We start from the raw sequence: 15,567 nt of genomic DNA, 5'->3' as shown, positions 1-15,567 counted from the left end.
GAGGTTGGGTCAGTTCGGGAGGACGCCCGTTGAATATTCAGGCGCGAAAAATCAGAAGCGTTCAAGTCCTCGGCATCGACGCTGGCGGCACGATGACAGACACGTTCTTTGTCGATGCGGAGGGCGACTTCGTTGTCGGAAAGGCCCAAAGCACACCCCAGAACGAGGCCCTGGGCCTGATCGCGTCGAGCGAGGACGGCCTGGCCGCGTGGGGTCTCTCCCTCGACGAGGGGCTCCAGGGCCTTCAGACCGGCGTGTATTCCGGAACGGCCATGCTGAACCGGGTCGTCCAGCGCAAGGGCCTGCGCTGCGCCCTGATCGTCAATCGCGGGATGGAGGACTTCCACCGCATGGGCCGGGCCGTGCAGTCGCATCTCGGCTACGCCTACGAGGACCGGATCCACCTCAACACGCACCGCTACGATCCTCCCCTCGTCCCGCGTCAACTGACCCGCGGCGTGATCGAGCGGGTCGACATGTTCGGGACGGTGGTCATTCCCCTGCGGGAGGACAGCGTCCGCAAGGCGGCCCAGGAGCTGATCGCCGCCGATGTCGAAGGCATCGCCATCAGCCTGCTCCATTCCTACAAGAACCCGATCCACGAACGCCGGACGCGCGATATCGTTATCGAAGAAATCGCCAGGAGCGGAAAGACAATCCCGGTCTTCGCCTCGGCCGATTACTATCCAGTTCGCAAGGAGACCCACCGGACCAACACGACCATTCTCGAGGCCTATGCCGCGGAGCCGTCGCGCCAAACCCTCAAGAAGATTTCCGATGCCTTCAAGGAGCACGGGACCAAGTTCGACTTCCGCGTCATGGCGACCCACGGCGGCACCATTTCCTGGAAGGCCAAGGAACTCGCCCGCACCATCGTCTCGGGGCCGATCGGCGGCGTGATCGGCGCCAAGTACCTCGGTGAAGTGCTGGGCTACGGCAACATCGCCTGCTCCGACATCGGCGGCACCTCCTTCGACGTGGCGCTGATCACGCAGGGCGAACTGACGATCAAGAACGACCCGGACATGGCGCGGCTCGTCCTGTCCCTGCCCCTCGTCGCCATGGATTCGGTCGGAGCGGGGGGCGGCTCGTTCATCCGCCTCGACCCCTACACCAAGGCGATCAGGCTCGGCCCGGATTCCGCCGGCTATCGTGTCGGCGTGTGCTGGAAGGAGAGCGGCATTGAGACCGTCACGATCTCCGACTGCCACATGGTGCTCGGTTATCTCAACCCCGATAACTTCCTGGGCGGCGCGATCACCCTGGATCGGCAGCGTTCGGTCGATGCCATCAAGTTCCAGCTTGCTGACCCCCTCGGGCTTTCGGTGGAAGATGCGGCGGCCGGTGTCATCGAACTGCTCGATTCCGATCTGCGCGATTACCTGCGCGCGATGATCTCGGGCAAAGGCTACAGCCCACAGAGCTTCGTGTGCTTCTCCTATGGCGGGGCCGGGCCGGTCCACACCTATGGCTATACGGAAGGTCTCGGCTTCGAAGACGTCATCGTGCCGGCCTGGGCTGCCGGGTTCTCCGCGTTCGGATGCGCCGCCGCCGATTTCGAGTACCGTTACGACAAGTCCCTCGACATCAACCTTGCGCCCGATGCACCGGCCGAGCAGCGCGAACAGGCGTCCAGGACCCTCCAGTCCGCCTGGGAGGAACTCACGCACAACGTTCTCGAGGAGTTCAAGCTGAATGGCTACGACGCCGCTCAGGTGACCCTGCAGCCCGGCTACCGGATGCAGTATCGCGGTCAGCTCAATGATCTCGAGATCGACTCTCCCCTGCCGGTGGCTGCGACGGCCGAGGACTGGGCGCAGATCGTCGACGCCTTCAACGCCACCTACGGCCGTGTCTATGCGGCGGCCGCCCGCTCCCCCGAACTCGGCTTCTCGGTCACGGGCGCCATCATGCGCGGCAGCGTGCCGATCCCCAAGCCCAAGATTCCCACCGAACCGCTCGAAGGTGAGGCCCCGCCCGCCGACGCTTTCCTCGGCACGCGTCAGTTCTACCGCAAGAAGCACTGGGTCGACGCACGGCTCTACCGGATGGAGTCGCTGCGCCCGGGCAACCGCATCACCGGCCCCGCCATCATCGAATCGGACGCCACCACCTTCGTCGTTCCCGATGGCTTCGAGACCCTGCTCGATGCGCATCGTCTCTTTCACCTCAAAGAAGTCTGACGCTCGAAGGCAGTGAAACACTGCGATTTCATTTAACGGCTTTGGTCAGACAGGACTCATCATGATGAACATAAACATTCGGAATCAGGACGTGCCGGAGGCCACGCGCGGCATCGTCCGGGGCGGCGAGACCTTGAAACAGCACCGCGACCGCCTCATGGAGGCGACGAAACGCACGAAGTGCTACGCCGGTCTCGAGAAGACCGAGCTGCGCGACACCCAGCCGATCCTCTACAACAAGCTGTTCTCGCGGCTGCGGGCGGGCGTCGTCGACGCGCGCGAGACCTCCAAGAAGATCGCCGCCTCGCCGATCGTCGAGCAGGAGGGCGAGCTCTGCTTCACCCTCTACAACGCGGCCGGCGATTCGATCCTCACCTCGACCGGCATCATCATCCACGTCGGTACCATGGGCGCCGCGATCAAGTACATGATCGAGAACGATTGGGAATCGAACCCGACCATTCGGGACAGGGACATTTTCTGCAACAACGACTGCCTGATCGGCAACGTCCATCCGTGCGACATCCACACCATCGTGCCGATCTTCTGGAAGGGCGAGCTGATCGGCTGGGTCGGCGGCGTCACCCACGTGATCGACACGGGTTCGGTGGGCCCCGGCTCCATGTCCACCGGGCAGGTCCAGCGGTTCGGCGACGGCTACCAGATCACCTGCCGCAAGGTGGGGGCCGACGACACGCTGTTCCGCGACTGGCTGCACGAGAGCCAGCGCATGGTGCGTACCACCCGGTACTGGATGCTCGACGAACGCACCCGGATCGCCGGTTGCCACATGATCCGCAAGCTGGTGGAGGAGGTCGTCGCCGAAGAGGGCATCGAGAACTACTGGAAGTTCGCCTACGAGGCCATCGAGCACGGTCGCCTCGGCCTGCAGGCCCGCCTCAAGGCCATGACCATTCCGGGTACCTACCGTCAGGTCGGGTTCGTGGACGTGCCCTATGCCCACGAGGACGTCCGCGTCCCGTCGGACTTCGCCAAGCTCGACACGATCATGCACGCCCCGTCCGAGATCACGATCCGGGCCGACGGGACGTGGCGGCTCGATTTCGAGGGGGCGAGCCGCTGGGGCTGGCACACCTACAACGCCCATCAGGTCAGCTTCACCTCCGGCATCTGGGTGATGATGACCCAGACGCTGATCCCGTCCGAAATGATCAACGACGGCGCGGCCTACGGCACCGAGTTCCGCCTGCCGAAAGGGACCTGGATGAATCCGGACGATCGCCGGGTCGCCTTCTCCTACTCCTGGCACTTCCTCGTCTCGGCCTGGACCGGCCTATGGCGGGGCCTGTCGCGCTCTTACTTCGGGCGCGGCTACCTCGAGGAGGTCAATGCCGGCAACGCCAACACGTCGAACTGGCTCCAGGGAGGCGGGTTCAACCAGTACGACGAGATCCATGCCGTCAACTCGTTCGAATGCGCCGCCAACGGCACCGGGGCCACGGCGGTCCAGGACGGATTGAGCCATGCCGCCGCCATCTGGAATCCGGAAGGCGACATGGGCGACATGGAGATCTGGGAGCTGGCCGAGCCGCTCCTCTATCTCGGCCGGGAGATCAAGCCGAACTCCGGGGGGGCGGGCAAGTATCGCGGCGGCTGCGGTTTCGAGAGCCTTCGCATGGTCTGGAATGCCAAGGACTGGACCATGTTCTTCATGGGCAACGGCCACATGTCCTCGGATTGGGGATTGATGGGCGGGTACCCGGCGGCGTCCGGATATCGCTTCGCCGCCCACAAGACCGGCCTGAAGGACCTCATCGCCCGTGGCGCACCGTTGCCCCTCGGTGGCGACACCGACCCGCAGAACCCCGTCTGGGACTCCCTGCTGGCCAAGGATGCGGTGATCAAGCGCGACAAGCAGGCGATCACGACCGAGGAAATGTTCCACGATTACGACCTGTACCTCAACACCATGAAGGGCGGACCCGGATTCGGGGACCCGCTCGATCGCGACCCGGAGAAGGTCGTCTCGGACATCAACGAGGGCTACCTGCTCGATCGCTTCGCCGCACAGGTCCACGGGGTGGCGACGACGAAGGGGGCGGACGGCGTCTTCGCCCTCGACGAGGCCGCCACGCGGGCCATGCGCCAGGACATTCGCAGGGCGCGGATCGCCAGGTCCGTGCCGACCTGCGACTGGATGAACATCGAACGCGAAAAGATTCTCGCCAAGGAGGCGGGCGATCACGTCAAGCAGATGTTCGCCTCGTCCTTCAAGCTCGGACCGAAATTCCTCGCGGACTTCAAGTCGTTCTGGGATCTTCCGGAAGATTGGCAGCTTCTCGAGGAAGAAATCGGCATTCCGCACTATGGCTCTCGCTATCACATGGATGTCTCTGAGTTGCCGGATGTGAAAACCGTTCAGTTCGTCGAGGAATGATCTGCGTTTTGTATCGACTGGTCGCCGATACAATTTTTGTGCATTCAATTTTTCGAATTACAGGATGAGCCATGACCTCCTACACTCGCGCGAAGATCTCTGATCTTGTCGACGGCAAGATCGACCACGACACCCTTCATCAAATGCTGTCCACGCCCAAGGATCCAGAACGGTTCACGAACTATCTGGAGATCCTGCAGGAGCGCGTGGAATGGGGCGACCGCATCATCCTGCCGCTCGGACCCAAGCTCTACATCGTTCAGCTGAGCACGACGAAGGAGTGGAAGATCCGCTGCGAATGCGGCCACGATTTCTGCAGTTGGAAGGAGAACTGGAAGCTCTTCGCCAAGATCCATGTCCGCGACACGTCGGAAAAGCTCGAAGAAATCTATCCTCGCCTGATGGCTCAAACGCCGTCGTGGCAGGTGCTCCGAGAATATTACTGCCCGGAATGCGGGACGTTGCACGATGTCGAAGCACCGACCCCCTGGTATCCGGTGATCCGTGACTTCGAGCCGGACATCGACACCTTCTACGAGGAGTGGATCGGGATCCCGGTGCCGGAGCGCGCCGAAGCGATCTGACGCACCGTCCCGATCCCCACGATTCTCAAGACCCGACCTGACTTAACCAATGTAATGATCGACCATCCTATCGGATTTCCATCGATCTCTTCGAAAACAACCGCTCAAGTGCATTCCATTGAATAGGGAGGCCGTTATGGCAGCAAAAATGAAAGCCGCGATCTTCGCCGAGAAGGGGCGCATCGTTCTCGACGACAAACCGATCCCTGACATCGGGCCGCAGGACGTCCTTCTCAAAATCACGACCACAACGATCTGCGGAACGGACGTCCACATCCTCAAGGGCGAATATGCCGTCGAACGAGGCCTGACGATCGGCCACGAACCGGTGGGGATCATCGAGAAACTCGGGTCCGGCGTCGCGGGATTCAGAGAGGGTCAACGCGTCATCGCGGGCGCCATCACGCCGTCTGGGTGGAGTAACGCCTGTCTCTGCGGTTGCGGAGCCCAGGACGGGGCCGGCACGCGGCACGGATGGAAAGCGATCGGCGGCTGGCGGTTCGGCAACACGATAGACGGCTGCCAAGCCGAATATCTTCGTGTCCCCGATGCCATGGCCAATCTCGCGCCCATCGACGATGCGGTAACCGATGAGCAGGTGCTCATGTGTCCAGACATTATGTCCACCGGCTTCGCGGGCGCAGAGACAGGCGAGGTCAAGATTGGCGACACCGTTGCGATTTTTGCTCAAGGTCCGATCGGCCTGTGCGCAACTGCAGGCGCGAAGCTGATGGGCGCGACCCGGATTATCTGCGTCGATACGGTGCCCGCACGCCTCGTGATGGCGAAGCAAATGGGGGCCGACGAGGTTGTGGATTTCAAGAAGGAGGATCCGGTCGAGGCTATCATGCGCCTGACGGACGGCCGCGGCGTCGACGTCGCGATCGAGGCTCTCGGCACTCAAGCGACGTTCGAGGCCGCTCTCCGGGTACTCCGTCCGGGAGGCATCCTGTCGAGCCTAGGGGTCTATTCCGACGATCTGAGGATCCCGCTGGATGCTTTCGCCGCCGGCCTGGGAAACAAGTCGATTCGCACATCGCTGTGCCCCGGTGGAAAAGAGCGCATGCGCCGAATGCTGGACGTCGTTGCATCGGGGCGGGTCGACCTGTCGGGACTCGTTACGCACCGGTTCAAGCTGGACCAGATCGAGATGGCCTACGATCTCTTCGCCAATCAACGTGATGGAGTCTTGAAAGTCGCCATCAGTATCTAGGCCGCACGGCGGCGAAGACGTTCGGCCAATGGGAATTGGGACCGGTCGCCTTCGCCTCCACGGATCTGCCGACGCGCTTTCCGACCTATCGCCCCCAGGGGCAGATCGCCGTCGGCGGTCCGGTCGGCTACGATTTCGGCCGGTTTACCGTGCAAGCCTATCTTACCGTGCAAGCCTATCTGACGCACGATGGGGTCGCGCGGAACTATGGCGGCCGGGATACGCGTGGCTGGTTCCGCATCGTAGCCCCGCTGAACATCGGTGACCCCGCCCCCTCCGTCGCGGCCGCGCCCCTCGCCAGACGGCCTTGCGCCTTCTCGGTTCGAACGGGGAACCGCCGGCGGCCGAGGTCCGTCCGCCCGAGGGCCGAAACGACCCCGACCTCGCCCGGTCACGGACGCGGGCTCGGCCTCATGTGTCGCCCGTGGTTCGAAGGCCACCGTATTCCGCCAGGCGCACATAGAGGGTGGACCGGGCGATACCGAGGCGCCGCGCGGCCAGAGTGAGGTTGCCGCCACACGCGTCGACCTGCGCCAGGATCGCCGACCGCTCCGCCGCCTTGAGGTCGGCCCCCTGCGCGGAACTGGCCGTCCCCGGCAGGGACACGACGGGTCCCGCCGAATCCCGTGCCGTCAGGAGTTCGGGCGGCAGGTCCGCCGCCGTCAAGCGGTCGTCCGATAGCGAGAGTGCGACCATGGCGTCGACGACGTTGCGCAGTTCGCGGACGTTGCCGGGCCATCGGTAGGCCGTGAAGGCCGCCAGAACCGCGGCGTCGACGCAGGGCGTCGCCCGGTCGAGGCGCTTGGCCGCCGCCGCCAGGAAGCGGTCCGCCAGGAGAAGGAGGTCGTCGCCGCGCTCGCGCAGCGGCGGGATCCGAAGCCGAGCCGCGGCGACCCTGTGGAAGAGGTCCCGACGGAACCGTCCAGCCTCCACCTCGGCCGAGAGATCGCGGTTCGTCATCGACACCAGCCGGATCCTGACGGGTCGCGCCTCATGGCTCCCGATCCGGTAGACCACGTGATCCTCGAGGACGCGCAGGAGATAGGATTGCAGGTCGGGCGCCATCTCGCCGATCTCGTCCAGGCAAAGCACCCCGCCATCCGCCTGTTCGATCTTGCCGATGCGTCCTTTCTCGTCGGCGCCGGTGAACGCGCCCTTGACGTAACCGAACAGTTCGCTCGCGATGAGTTCGCGCGCCATGCCCCCGCAATTCATGGGCACGAACGGACCGCCCGCCATCGGGCTCGCCTCCTTGATCGCGCGGGCGAACAGCTCCTTGCCGACGCCCGTCTCGCCCTCGATCAGGACCGGCAGACCGCTCGCGGCGAGTTTCCGGGCCCGTTGGCGGGCAACGTGGATGGCCGTGCTGTCGCCGACGATCTGTTCGAACCGGATCTCGGGGTCGATCACGGTGGCCCCCATGCGCAACGTAGCGACTTTGGGCACGGGGTCGCGCTTGGGATGGAGGACGACGAGGCATCCCACGGCAACGTCGTCCTGACGGACGATCTCGACGCTCGCCTGCGGGAAGCGCCGGCGCCAGTTCTCCTCCCATTCGCTCGGATCGGCGCGGCCGACGAGCCGGCGCGCGGTCTCGGCGAAGACGGCAGGGCTGGCTTCGAAGCCACGTTGTGCCGCGTCCGTCGCATGCACGAGGGCACCGCGCCGATCGAGGACGACGATGTCGTTGCTGAGCCAAATCGATCGCTTCGACACGTAACGGCGCAGCAGGATCACCTGCTCGATCTTCGCCCGATGGCCGAGGGATTCCTCGATCTCGCGACCGACCGCCGTGGCGAGGGCGAGGCTCTGAGGGTTGAAGGACGCGGCCGGTCCCGAGATGTCGACGACGCCGAGAAGGGTGCCATCGACGGGATGATGCAGCGGCGTCGCAGCGCAACTCCATCGCTGAACATCCTGGCAGAAGTGTTCGGCGGCGTGGATGACGGTGGGCACCGACGCCGCCAGGGCGGTTCCGATCGCATTGGTGCCGATCGCGGTCTCGTCCCAGCGCCCTCCGGTCTCCAGGTGGTTGCGCCGCCCGTCTTCGATCACATGCCGGTCGCCGGCCGTTTCGAGGATGAAGCCCCCGGCATCGGTGAGGACCACCATCGATTCCGCATCCGAGAGCAGGACACCGGATCGCGCGATCGCCGGCCGAGCGACCGCCAGGAATTCGGCGCTCGCGGCACGGCGCCGGAAGATCTCCGGCTCGGTGGCCAAAGGCGCCACCGTCCGCTCGGCCCCGACACCGAGTATCTTGGACCGCTGCCAGGAGGCCGCCAGATGCGTTGCCACGCCCGTGGGAAGACGGCCGTCCACGAGGAACGCCTCCCATGCCAGGCGGATCGCACGCTGGTTTGCCACGGACCTCCCTCGCGTACGTTCCCGATGCTTATCCATCGCCCGATCAGGCGAATCGTGCCGAACTCAAACACGCAGAGCAGGCTACGTCCAGGCTCTTGGTCAGTGATCAACTCACAGAACGATTTGGACAGGGCCGGCCGATCTCTGCATTGGCCGCCTGTGGTGACCCACCGACCTGCTCGAAAACGAATGAAAGACGCGCCCCTGCTGGTATCGCGTTGTTCCTCACCGCGGCTGCCCCGTAACCTGCTCGATCTCGCGATCGAGATGAGCCGCCACCGTTGAACGGTGCAAGGGCCTTTCTGCTTTGGGCAAGTGGGCCGGAGCGCCGCCGGCCCCTCAAGGCCGAGCCGCTGCGCGGTGGCGCTACGCGCCAGCCTTGACCGCCTGTCGCCGCCCCGGCGGGAGCTTTCCAGGCAGACAAGCCGGGATTGGGAGCGAGGGCGCTCCAATTCCGACGACAAGGCGGCGGCGGAAAGCCGTTGCAGAATGTCCCATGGAGTGGTACATAAACCAAGCATTGGATGCTTAGAATGATCGCCGGGTTTCGGGACGAATGGCTGCGGGCCTTCTTCGTGGAGGATATCCACTCCCGCACCATTCCGTCCGATCTCGAAAGCCGGTTGTTCCGCAAGCTCCAGATGATCGACGACGCGATGACCGATCAGGATTTGCGTGTGCCGCCGAGCAACCATTTCGAGAAGCTGCGCGGTACGCTCGACGGCCTGCATTCGATCCGCATCAACAAGCAATGGCGGCTGATCTTCCGGTGGGACGGCAGTCGCGGCGAAGCGTCGGATATGTATCTCGACGACTACAGCTATCGGTGAGGTGACGCCATGTTGATGACCACGCGCAAACCGGCCACGGTCGGCGAAATCCTGACGGAAGAGTTCATGCAGCCGCTCGGCCTGACGCAGGCGGTGCTGGCCGAGGCGATGGGCGTTCAGCGCAAGCATGTGAACGAACTCTGCAACGACCGGCGCAACGTGACGGCGGCGACCGCGCTCATTCTGGCCCGCGTGTTCGGCAACAGCCCGGACTTCTGGCTGAACACGCAGCGGCGCAGCGATCTGTGGGGTGTCATGAATTCGCCCGACGAGCGGGCGCGGGTCGATCGTGCCAAGCCGTTGGCGAAGGCGGCATAGCAAGGAGCAATCCCGCCGATTGCCAGCAATCCTACGCCATGACCGCACGGTCTTCGATTTGGCTTCCGGTTCCGATCCCGCCGCCGCTTGATGTCCGTTTGACTTGAACCGGGGAACAGGCGGCGACAGGGAAGGCGGCGACAAGGATAGGAAGCCGGGCGGGATCGTCCCGGCCAACGACAATGACGGCGCGAACGGCGAGCCGATCCGGGGCAAACGCGGGATCATCGAGGAACAGGCCGAGATCGTCCGCCGCATCTTCCGCGATCAGGTCGCGGGCAAGGGGCCGCAGCGCATCGCCGCCGATCTCACCGGATCGAGGGCACGCGCACGGCCATGCGGTCCCTGATGGCGAAGAACGGCGGGTTGAACGCCACCCATCGCCCGCGCACCCTCCTGTCCGGCCTGCTGTTCTGCGGCTGCTGTGGCGGGACCTACCGGCGGCGCGGCCATGCCGCTATATGTCTGCACCTATCATGCCCTCGGCAATGGCTGCGACAACAGCCGCACCCTGACCCGCGAGGCGCTGGAAACCCGCGTCCTCACCGGCCTGCGCGACCGCATGATGACGCCGAACATGGCGGCGGAGGCGATGCGCGCCCAACGATCGAACTTCCCGCGACGGGGTTCCAAGTAGAGTCGGTCCATTCGATTGGGGTTTCAGACATGCCGCCCTCCCGAGCGATGCCGAGTGGCTTTTGACATCAGGCCGCTCCCCGCAACGGGTTGATGAATTGAAGCCCGGCGAAATCCTTCTCGTTGTCGGTGACGACGACACAACCATTGGCATCGGCGACCGACGCAACGATCATGTCGAGGCCGCTGCGCGGGCGGCCGGAGATTTTCCCGTCGGCCATCAGCCGCGCCCAGATCAGTCCGGCCCGGTCGTCGAACGGCAGGATGCGCCCGGCGAACAACGCTTGCGGTCCTTCGGGACCGGAAAACCAGGCTTCAAGCGCCTCTCGCTTTCTGCCTGCCGGCTTTTCCAGTACGCCGCGCCGAATTTCAGCGACGGTCAGTGACGCGATGAACAGCGCGTCATCGCGCTGCTCCGCCATCCAGTCCAGCAAGGGAGCGGAAGGCTCCGGCTTGACGACATTGCTGATGATGTTGGTGTCGAGCAGGTATCGTGTCACAAATCGACCCTGCGACCTTCCTCGCGGGCGCGGTCGAGGTCGAGATCTGCTCCGACCAGCGGCGATCGCCGCAAGGCTTGAAGGATACCGCCCTGATGGGGCGGCTCGCCGGACACGATTTGCTGGACCAACGTGCGGGCCTGCGTGGCTTCGAGGCTGTCCTCGGCAAGGCGGCGCGCAAGTGCGCGGATCAGCTCTCGATCGGCATCAAGCGCCTGAACCTCGAAGCGCGCGAATCCGCGCTCGGCCTGACGCGACCGATAATTGCGGATTGCCCGCTTCTGTGCGGCATTGCTCATCGCGAAGCCTCCTTGGATATAGCTGGATATATATCCCGTCGCGTCGGTCTGAGCAACGTCCATTCCTATGATTGCGCAGGCCACAATCACGGCATGAGGTTTCCACTTGCCGGATTGATCGAGCAAGCCGACATGCCGGCGCCACGGTTGCGGTATCGGAGGGCTATATTGTCGACGTCATGCTCATCATCGTCGGGCGCGGTCCGCCACGTCCGCCGATCCCACGCCGTGGCGTGATACTCTACGCGATAGCTACTCATGCACCGGCAATTACCGCATAAGTGGCTGACCGCATTTCAAGCAACAGACATGGCTGCCCAGGGGCGGGTATCGCCCACGCCCCGTCGTTCCGCCGCGTCGTCGGGTTTCCCGAGATCCCATTCGGACGCCATACGCATGTCCCATCCCTCCAGGGGCATCCGCTTAAGTATTCCCGTGCGTCGGCGATCGTGCCGCGTCGGTCAGGTGGCCGGCGACCCGCCGCGCCGAACAACCTCCGGTGTCGTTCCCGTCCAGGTGCGGAAGGCGCGGAAGAAGGAATTGGGCTCGTCGAAGCCCAGGAGAAAGGCGATTTCGGTGGGGGGCAGCGTCGTCCGTTCGAGGTAGTGCCGGGCCAGCGCCTCGCGCGTTGCGTTCAACAGCGCCTGGTAGCTCGTGCCCTCGGCTTCGATACGGCGCTGGAGCGTGCGCTTGCCGGCGCCCAATCGCCGGGCGATCGCATCCATGCCGACGAGGCCGCTGGGCAAGGCCTCCAGCAACGCGGCGCGAACCCGCTCGACGGTGCTGGCGGCCCCATCGAGGTCGGCGAGGCGCCGGCGCAGGTCGGGCTCGAACGCGGTCCACAGGGCATCGTTGGAGGTCAGGAACGGGCGCGTGGCATCGGCGGCCGCGAAGACGACCCGGTGCCCGCCCCCCTTGCGGATGTGCGCGCCGAGGAACGCCTCATAGGCATCGACCCGGGCGGGCGGCACGGCCGTCACGACCTCGATCGGGCGAACCGGCTCGCGCGTTCCCATACGGACCAGGGCCACCGTGAACAGCAGATCCATGAGGACGAGGGAGTCCGGTGGAACGAACGGGGCATCGAGCCAGGTGAATTCCACCGTCAGCCGCCCGTCCGCCATGGCGGCATCGAGCCGGATCGGCGCGATGAGCCGCTTGTACTTGCCGATGCGCCGGGCCGCCGTGACGAGATCGGGGCTGCACAAAGCCGCGAACAGCGGCGGTGAAAAGGCTTCGGCCCGGACCACCTCGCAGAGCCGGAGTGCGAGCGGGCCATCGGTCATGTCCTCGATCGCCTGCCAGAGCCGGTAATAGTCCTGCGATGGCAGCGATGCGTTCGGCCGCGCCAGAAGGTCGTCCGGCAGGCCGGCGCGGCGCAGCACGTCGCCCGGCCCGAGTCCCAGATCGTGAAGAAGCGTGCGCCAGGTCGCGTCCAGTGCATAGCTATGGGCGGGCAAGGTCACGGCTCCCATCGAACACGCGGGTGCCGTGCCCGTCCAGTGTCGTCCTTTGCCGGGTCAGCCGGCGACGCCGAATTGCGCCTTCAGCCCGGCGAAGAAGCTGTCGTCGTCGTTGGCCCGCCGCAGGTCCAGCATCCGCTGCGCATCCGCCCCCGCCTCGAACCGGAGCCGGCTGCTCGTGTCCGTGGCCGCCGCGAACACGATGTCGGCGATGGCCTCGGGCGACGACCCTTGCGCCAGCATCGGCCCGAGCACGTCCAGCACCGACTGCACCAGCGGCTGATACTCGGTCAGCGACGGGTCGTTGCCGAAGTCGAGGGAGCGGCCGCCGGGATCGGTCCTGATGCCGCCCGGCTCGACCAGCTTCACGCGAACGCCGAACCCGGCGAGCTCGTACTGGAGCGACTCCGACAGCCCCTCCACCGCGAACTTGGTGGCATGGTAGAGGGTGCCGAGCGGGAAGGCGATCCGGCCGCCGGTCGACGAGACGTTCACGATCGTGCCGGCGCGGTTGGCACGGAAATGCGGCAGCAGCGCCTGCGTCGTCGCGATCAGGCCGAGGACGTTGGTGTCGAACTGCCGACGGACCCTCGCGGTGGAGAACGTCTCCAGCGGGCCGTAGGCGCCATAGCCGGCGTTGTTGACGAGGACGTCGATGCGCCCGAACGCCGCGAGCCCGGCCGTGATCGCCGATCCGATCGATGCCTCGTCCTGGACGTCGAGGCGCGTGACGAGTGTGTTGTCGAGCCGCGTCAGCGCGGTGTCCGCGTCGGGCGAGCGCATGGTGGCTATGACGTTCCAGCCCTTCGCCTGAAACAGCGTCGCGGTCGCCCGGCCGAGTCCGCTGGACGTGCCGGTGATGAGAACGGTGGGGGTCATGGTGCCTCCTTCAGGATGCCCCTGCGTACCTTTCACCGGTCCGATCGTCAGTGGCCGAGGGCGCCATAACACTATCCGATCACGACACTCGATCGGGCTCCTGCTCCCCGAAGGTCGGGGATCCATCGGCCGGACATTCCCAAGTATAGGGTAGACGTAAGGCTCATCGCGCGCACGGTTGCACCATCGTCGCCGAATGTTGCACAATCCGGCTGCACCATACGGTCACCCGTGTCCGACAACGCCGTCATGATCGGTTAGCGAGGCCAGGATCGATGCCGCAGCGCCTCTTCGGGCAGCAGAATCTGCGTGCCGCCTGCGTCATCGGCCCGGACCGCTTCTGCATCGCGGTGCACGCGATGCAGGCGGACGACCCGTTCACGATCCTTCTGCAGTACAACGGCGCCTTTTCCCAACCCTGGACCCGCATCGACGTGAAACGCAATATCGCCGCGATCGCGGCGTGGGCGCGCGACGGGTCGGATCAGCCCTTCGTCGCCCTCAGCGACGAGGGCGACGTCTACCTCCTCACCGACCCCGTCGTCGTTGAAAAGATTCCCGGCGCCGGCATCTACAGCGCCGATGCCGACGGCTCGGCCGCGCTCGGCGGCCTCGCGGTGTTGGACGGTTCGCTTCACGCCTGCGGCGCCAGGGGACAGCTCTACCGGCGCACCGGCGCGGATGCCTGGACGCGCGTCTCGATCGACGACGCCGCGATCGCGCGACAGGGGCGGCTCGACCGGCTGGCGGAGGGCGCGACCGGAGCGGCCTATGCGATCGGCACGCTGATACCCGAGTTCTGGGAGCCTCCCGCCGAGCTGGAAGCGGCGCAGCTGCAAGCGGCACGGGCCGGCGACCTTGCGCGCTTCGAAGCGCTCAGCATCGAGGCGGAAAACTGGGCCAGGGAGCAGGGGCTCGGCGGCGTCGCCTCCGGCTTCCTCCTCACGGGATCGGACGGCGCCTGGCGCCGTGTCGAGACCGGATCGGAAGAGGAACTGCGCGACATCCTCGTCGAGCCTTCGGGCGAGGTCTGGGCGGTGGGCACCAACGGCGTCATCCTCAACGGCGATCCCGTGACCGGCACCCTCACCGACCGCTCCCGTCCCGGTGACCGTGATCGCGACTTCGTCGGCATCACACGCTTCGAGGGCCGGATGGTTCTCTGCTCGGACTCCGCACTGCACTGGTTCGACGGGCAGATCCTGACGCCGATGCGTCCGATGCCTGGGCTCGGCATCGACTGGGGGACGCCCGCACCGCTCACCATGCGCGCCGTCGGCCATGGTCTCGTGTATTTCGATCGCGCGCACGGGGTGCATCGCTTCGACGGCAACTCGTGGCAGGAGATCGAAATCCCGGTTGCGCTACTTCAGCGCGACTTCGTCGGGCCTCATACGGTTTCCGCCTGATCCGTTCGGTGACGCGGTGCCATGCGGGTCCCCTCCTCCCCTGGCGCGGGTCCCCTCTCCTGGAAGGAGAGGGACAGGGTGAGGTGTGTGTGTTCTCCGGACAGTCCACGACCCTCACCCCAACCCTCTCCCAAACAGGAGAGGGGGCCCGTCGCGGCTGCTCAATCCRAATCGATCAACCGGAGTTGGTATCAGTCATGAGACGGCAACCGGTTGCAGGCGTGAAGCCCTGGAACAGACGATGAAACGGAGTGCGCTTTCCAGGGCTTCCCGAGCGAGCGTGATCCCTGGGCTCGGTCGCCGCAGGCCGGCGGGGTCTTCCGGTTGGCGTTCGGTGGAATGACCGGCGTGATCCCATGGATCGGTAGTTCCGTGCGCAGGAAGCTGCCGTCCTATCCTTCGTCGGCAGGCAACAGCCTCGGTTGCCGAGCGGTACCGCAAGCAGATCGGGAACAGCGCCGGAATCGCAAGCCTCGCCGCCAGGGGGG

General features: G+C 65.3%; 14 protein-coding genes. 9 read left to right on the top strand and 5 right to left on the bottom strand.

The features are described from left to right. Nucleotides 1-29 precede the first annotated feature (29 nt). The 4 genes from ASF28_RS04110 to ASF28_RS04095 all read left to right on the top strand — a co-directional run bounded on the left by ASF28_RS04110 (nucleotide 30) and on the right by ASF28_RS04095 (nucleotide 6,378). Nucleotides 30-2,183 (top strand): hydantoinase/oxoprolinase family protein, encoded by a 2,154-nt coding sequence (locus tag ASF28_RS04110; protein ID WP_056088017.1) that lies wholly within the window; start codon nucleotides 30-32, stop codon nucleotides 2,181-2,183. Nucleotides 2,184-2,247: 64 nt separating this feature from the next. Next, nucleotides 2,248-4,581 carry a hydantoinase B/oxoprolinase family protein gene (locus ASF28_RS04105; RefSeq protein ID WP_056091173.1) on the top strand — a complete coding sequence of 778 codons (2,334 nt, stop codon included), beginning with the start codon at nucleotides 2,248-2,250 and terminating at the stop codon, nucleotides 4,579-4,581. A 71-nt stretch (nucleotides 4,582-4,652) separates the two neighbouring features. Further along, nucleotides 4,653-5,165 (top strand): acetone carboxylase subunit gamma, encoded by a 513-nt coding sequence (locus tag ASF28_RS04100; RefSeq protein ID WP_056088014.1) that lies wholly within the window; start codon nucleotides 4,653-4,655, stop codon nucleotides 5,163-5,165. A 136-nt stretch (nucleotides 5,166-5,301) separates the two neighbouring features. Next, on the top strand, nucleotides 5,302-6,378 hold the full coding sequence (locus tag ASF28_RS04095) for an NAD(P)-dependent alcohol dehydrogenase (protein ID WP_056088011.1): 1,077 nt from the start codon (nucleotides 5,302-5,304) through the stop codon (nucleotides 6,376-6,378). 411 nt (nucleotides 6,379-6,789) lie between these two features. Here the strand turns inward: ASF28_RS04095 and ASF28_RS04090 are convergent, their stop codons facing one another. Next, a complete protein-coding gene (locus ASF28_RS04090) occupies nucleotides 6,790-8,745 on the bottom strand; it encodes a sigma-54-dependent Fis family transcriptional regulator (RefSeq protein WP_244474881.1) in 1,956 nt (651 codons plus the stop codon). Between the two features lie 533 nt (nucleotides 8,746-9,278). Here ASF28_RS04090 and ASF28_RS04085 point away from each other — a divergent pair. The 4 genes from ASF28_RS04085 (at nucleotide 9,279) to ASF28_RS04070 (ending at nucleotide 10,530) form a co-directional block, all read left to right on the top strand. Next, nucleotides 9,279-9,575: a type II toxin-antitoxin system RelE/ParE family toxin gene (locus ASF28_RS04085; protein ID WP_056088004.1), complete on the top strand. Its 297-nt coding sequence runs from the start codon at nucleotides 9,279-9,281 to the stop codon at nucleotides 9,573-9,575. A gap of 9 nt (nucleotides 9,576-9,584) precedes the next feature. After that, a complete protein-coding gene (locus tag ASF28_RS04080) occupies nucleotides 9,585-9,893 on the top strand; it encodes a HigA family addiction module antitoxin (RefSeq protein ID WP_056088000.1) in 309 nt (102 codons plus the stop codon). 103 nt (nucleotides 9,894-9,996) lie between these two features. After that, entirely contained in the window at nucleotides 9,997-10,242 is a 246-nt protein-coding gene (locus ASF28_RS04075) for a hypothetical protein (protein WP_056087997.1), read from the top strand. 102 nt (nucleotides 10,243-10,344) lie between these two features. Next, complete coding sequence (locus ASF28_RS04070) at nucleotides 10,345-10,530, top strand: hypothetical protein (RefSeq protein WP_056087994.1); 186 nt, start codon at nucleotides 10,345-10,347, stop codon at nucleotides 10,528-10,530. A gap of 67 nt (nucleotides 10,531-10,597) precedes the next feature. Here the strand turns inward: ASF28_RS04070 and ASF28_RS04065 are convergent, their stop codons facing one another. From ASF28_RS04065 to ASF28_RS04050, 4 genes are all read right to left on the bottom strand, one after another. Continuing rightward, the gene (locus ASF28_RS04065) at nucleotides 10,598-11,029 is read right to left on the bottom strand and encodes a PIN domain-containing protein (protein WP_056087992.1); all 432 of its coding nucleotides are present in this window, start codon (nucleotides 11,027-11,029) and stop codon (nucleotides 10,598-10,600) included. After that, nucleotides 11,026-11,328, bottom strand: a complete 303-nt coding sequence (locus ASF28_RS04060; protein WP_056091170.1) for a hypothetical protein — start codon at nucleotides 11,326-11,328, stop codon at nucleotides 11,026-11,028. The genes ASF28_RS04065 and ASF28_RS04060 overlap by 4 nt, the downstream gene beginning before the upstream one ends. A gap of 461 nt (nucleotides 11,329-11,789) precedes the next feature. Next, complete coding sequence (locus tag ASF28_RS04055; RefSeq protein ID WP_244474880.1) at nucleotides 11,790-12,794, bottom strand: AraC family transcriptional regulator; 1,005 nt, start codon at nucleotides 12,792-12,794, stop codon at nucleotides 11,790-11,792. A gap of 54 nt (nucleotides 12,795-12,848) precedes the next feature. Further along, the gene (locus tag ASF28_RS04050) at nucleotides 12,849-13,670 is read right to left on the bottom strand and encodes an SDR family oxidoreductase (RefSeq protein WP_056087984.1); all 822 of its coding nucleotides are present in this window, start codon (nucleotides 13,668-13,670) and stop codon (nucleotides 12,849-12,851) included. A 275-nt stretch (nucleotides 13,671-13,945) separates the two neighbouring features. Here ASF28_RS04050 and ASF28_RS04045 point away from each other — a divergent pair, with 275 nt between their 5' ends. Beyond that, on the top strand, nucleotides 13,946-15,079 hold the full coding sequence (locus ASF28_RS04045) for a hypothetical protein (RefSeq protein ID WP_056087981.1): 1,134 nt from the start codon (nucleotides 13,946-13,948) through the stop codon (nucleotides 15,077-15,079). Nucleotides 15,080-15,567: the final 488 nt, after the last annotated feature.

It is taken from the genome of Methylobacterium sp. Leaf99 (genome assembly GCF_001422375.1).
In the GTDB taxonomy this organism is placed as follows: domain Bacteria; phylum Pseudomonadota; class Alphaproteobacteria; order Rhizobiales; family Beijerinckiaceae; genus Methylobacterium.
The sequence above is the reverse complement of the archived record's forward strand: the minus strand, read 5'-3'. Positions and strand labels throughout refer to the sequence as shown.

Coding starts and splice junctions, on each gene's coding strand:
- ASF28_RS04105 (WP_056091173.1), top strand. CDS start 2,248: ATGAACATAAACATTCGGAATCAGGACGTGCCGGAGGCCACGCGCGGC.
- ASF28_RS04100 (WP_056088014.1), top strand. CDS start 4,653: ATGACCTCCTACACTCGCGCGAAGATCTCTGATCTTGTCGACGGCAAG.
- ASF28_RS04095 (WP_056088011.1), top strand. CDS start 5,302: ATGGCAGCAAAAATGAAAGCCGCGATCTTCGCCGAGAAGGGGCGCATC.
- ASF28_RS04085 (WP_056088004.1), top strand. CDS start 9,279: ATGATCGCCGGGTTTCGGGACGAATGGCTGCGGGCCTTCTTCGTGGAG.
- ASF28_RS04080 (WP_056088000.1), top strand. CDS start 9,585: ATGTTGATGACCACGCGCAAACCGGCCACGGTCGGCGAAATCCTGACG.
- ASF28_RS04070 (WP_056087994.1), top strand. CDS start 10,345: ATGCCGCTATATGTCTGCACCTATCATGCCCTCGGCAATGGCTGCGAC.
- ASF28_RS04060 (WP_056091170.1), bottom strand. CDS start 11,328: ATGAGCAATGCCGCACAGAAGCGGGCAATCCGCAATTATCGGTCGCGT.
- ASF28_RS04050 (WP_056087984.1), bottom strand. CDS start 13,670: ATGACCCCCACCGTTCTCATCACCGGCACGTCCAGCGGACTCGGCCGG.
- ASF28_RS04045 (WP_056087981.1), top strand. CDS start 13,946: ATGCCGCAGCGCCTCTTCGGGCAGCAGAATCTGCGTGCCGCCTGCGTC.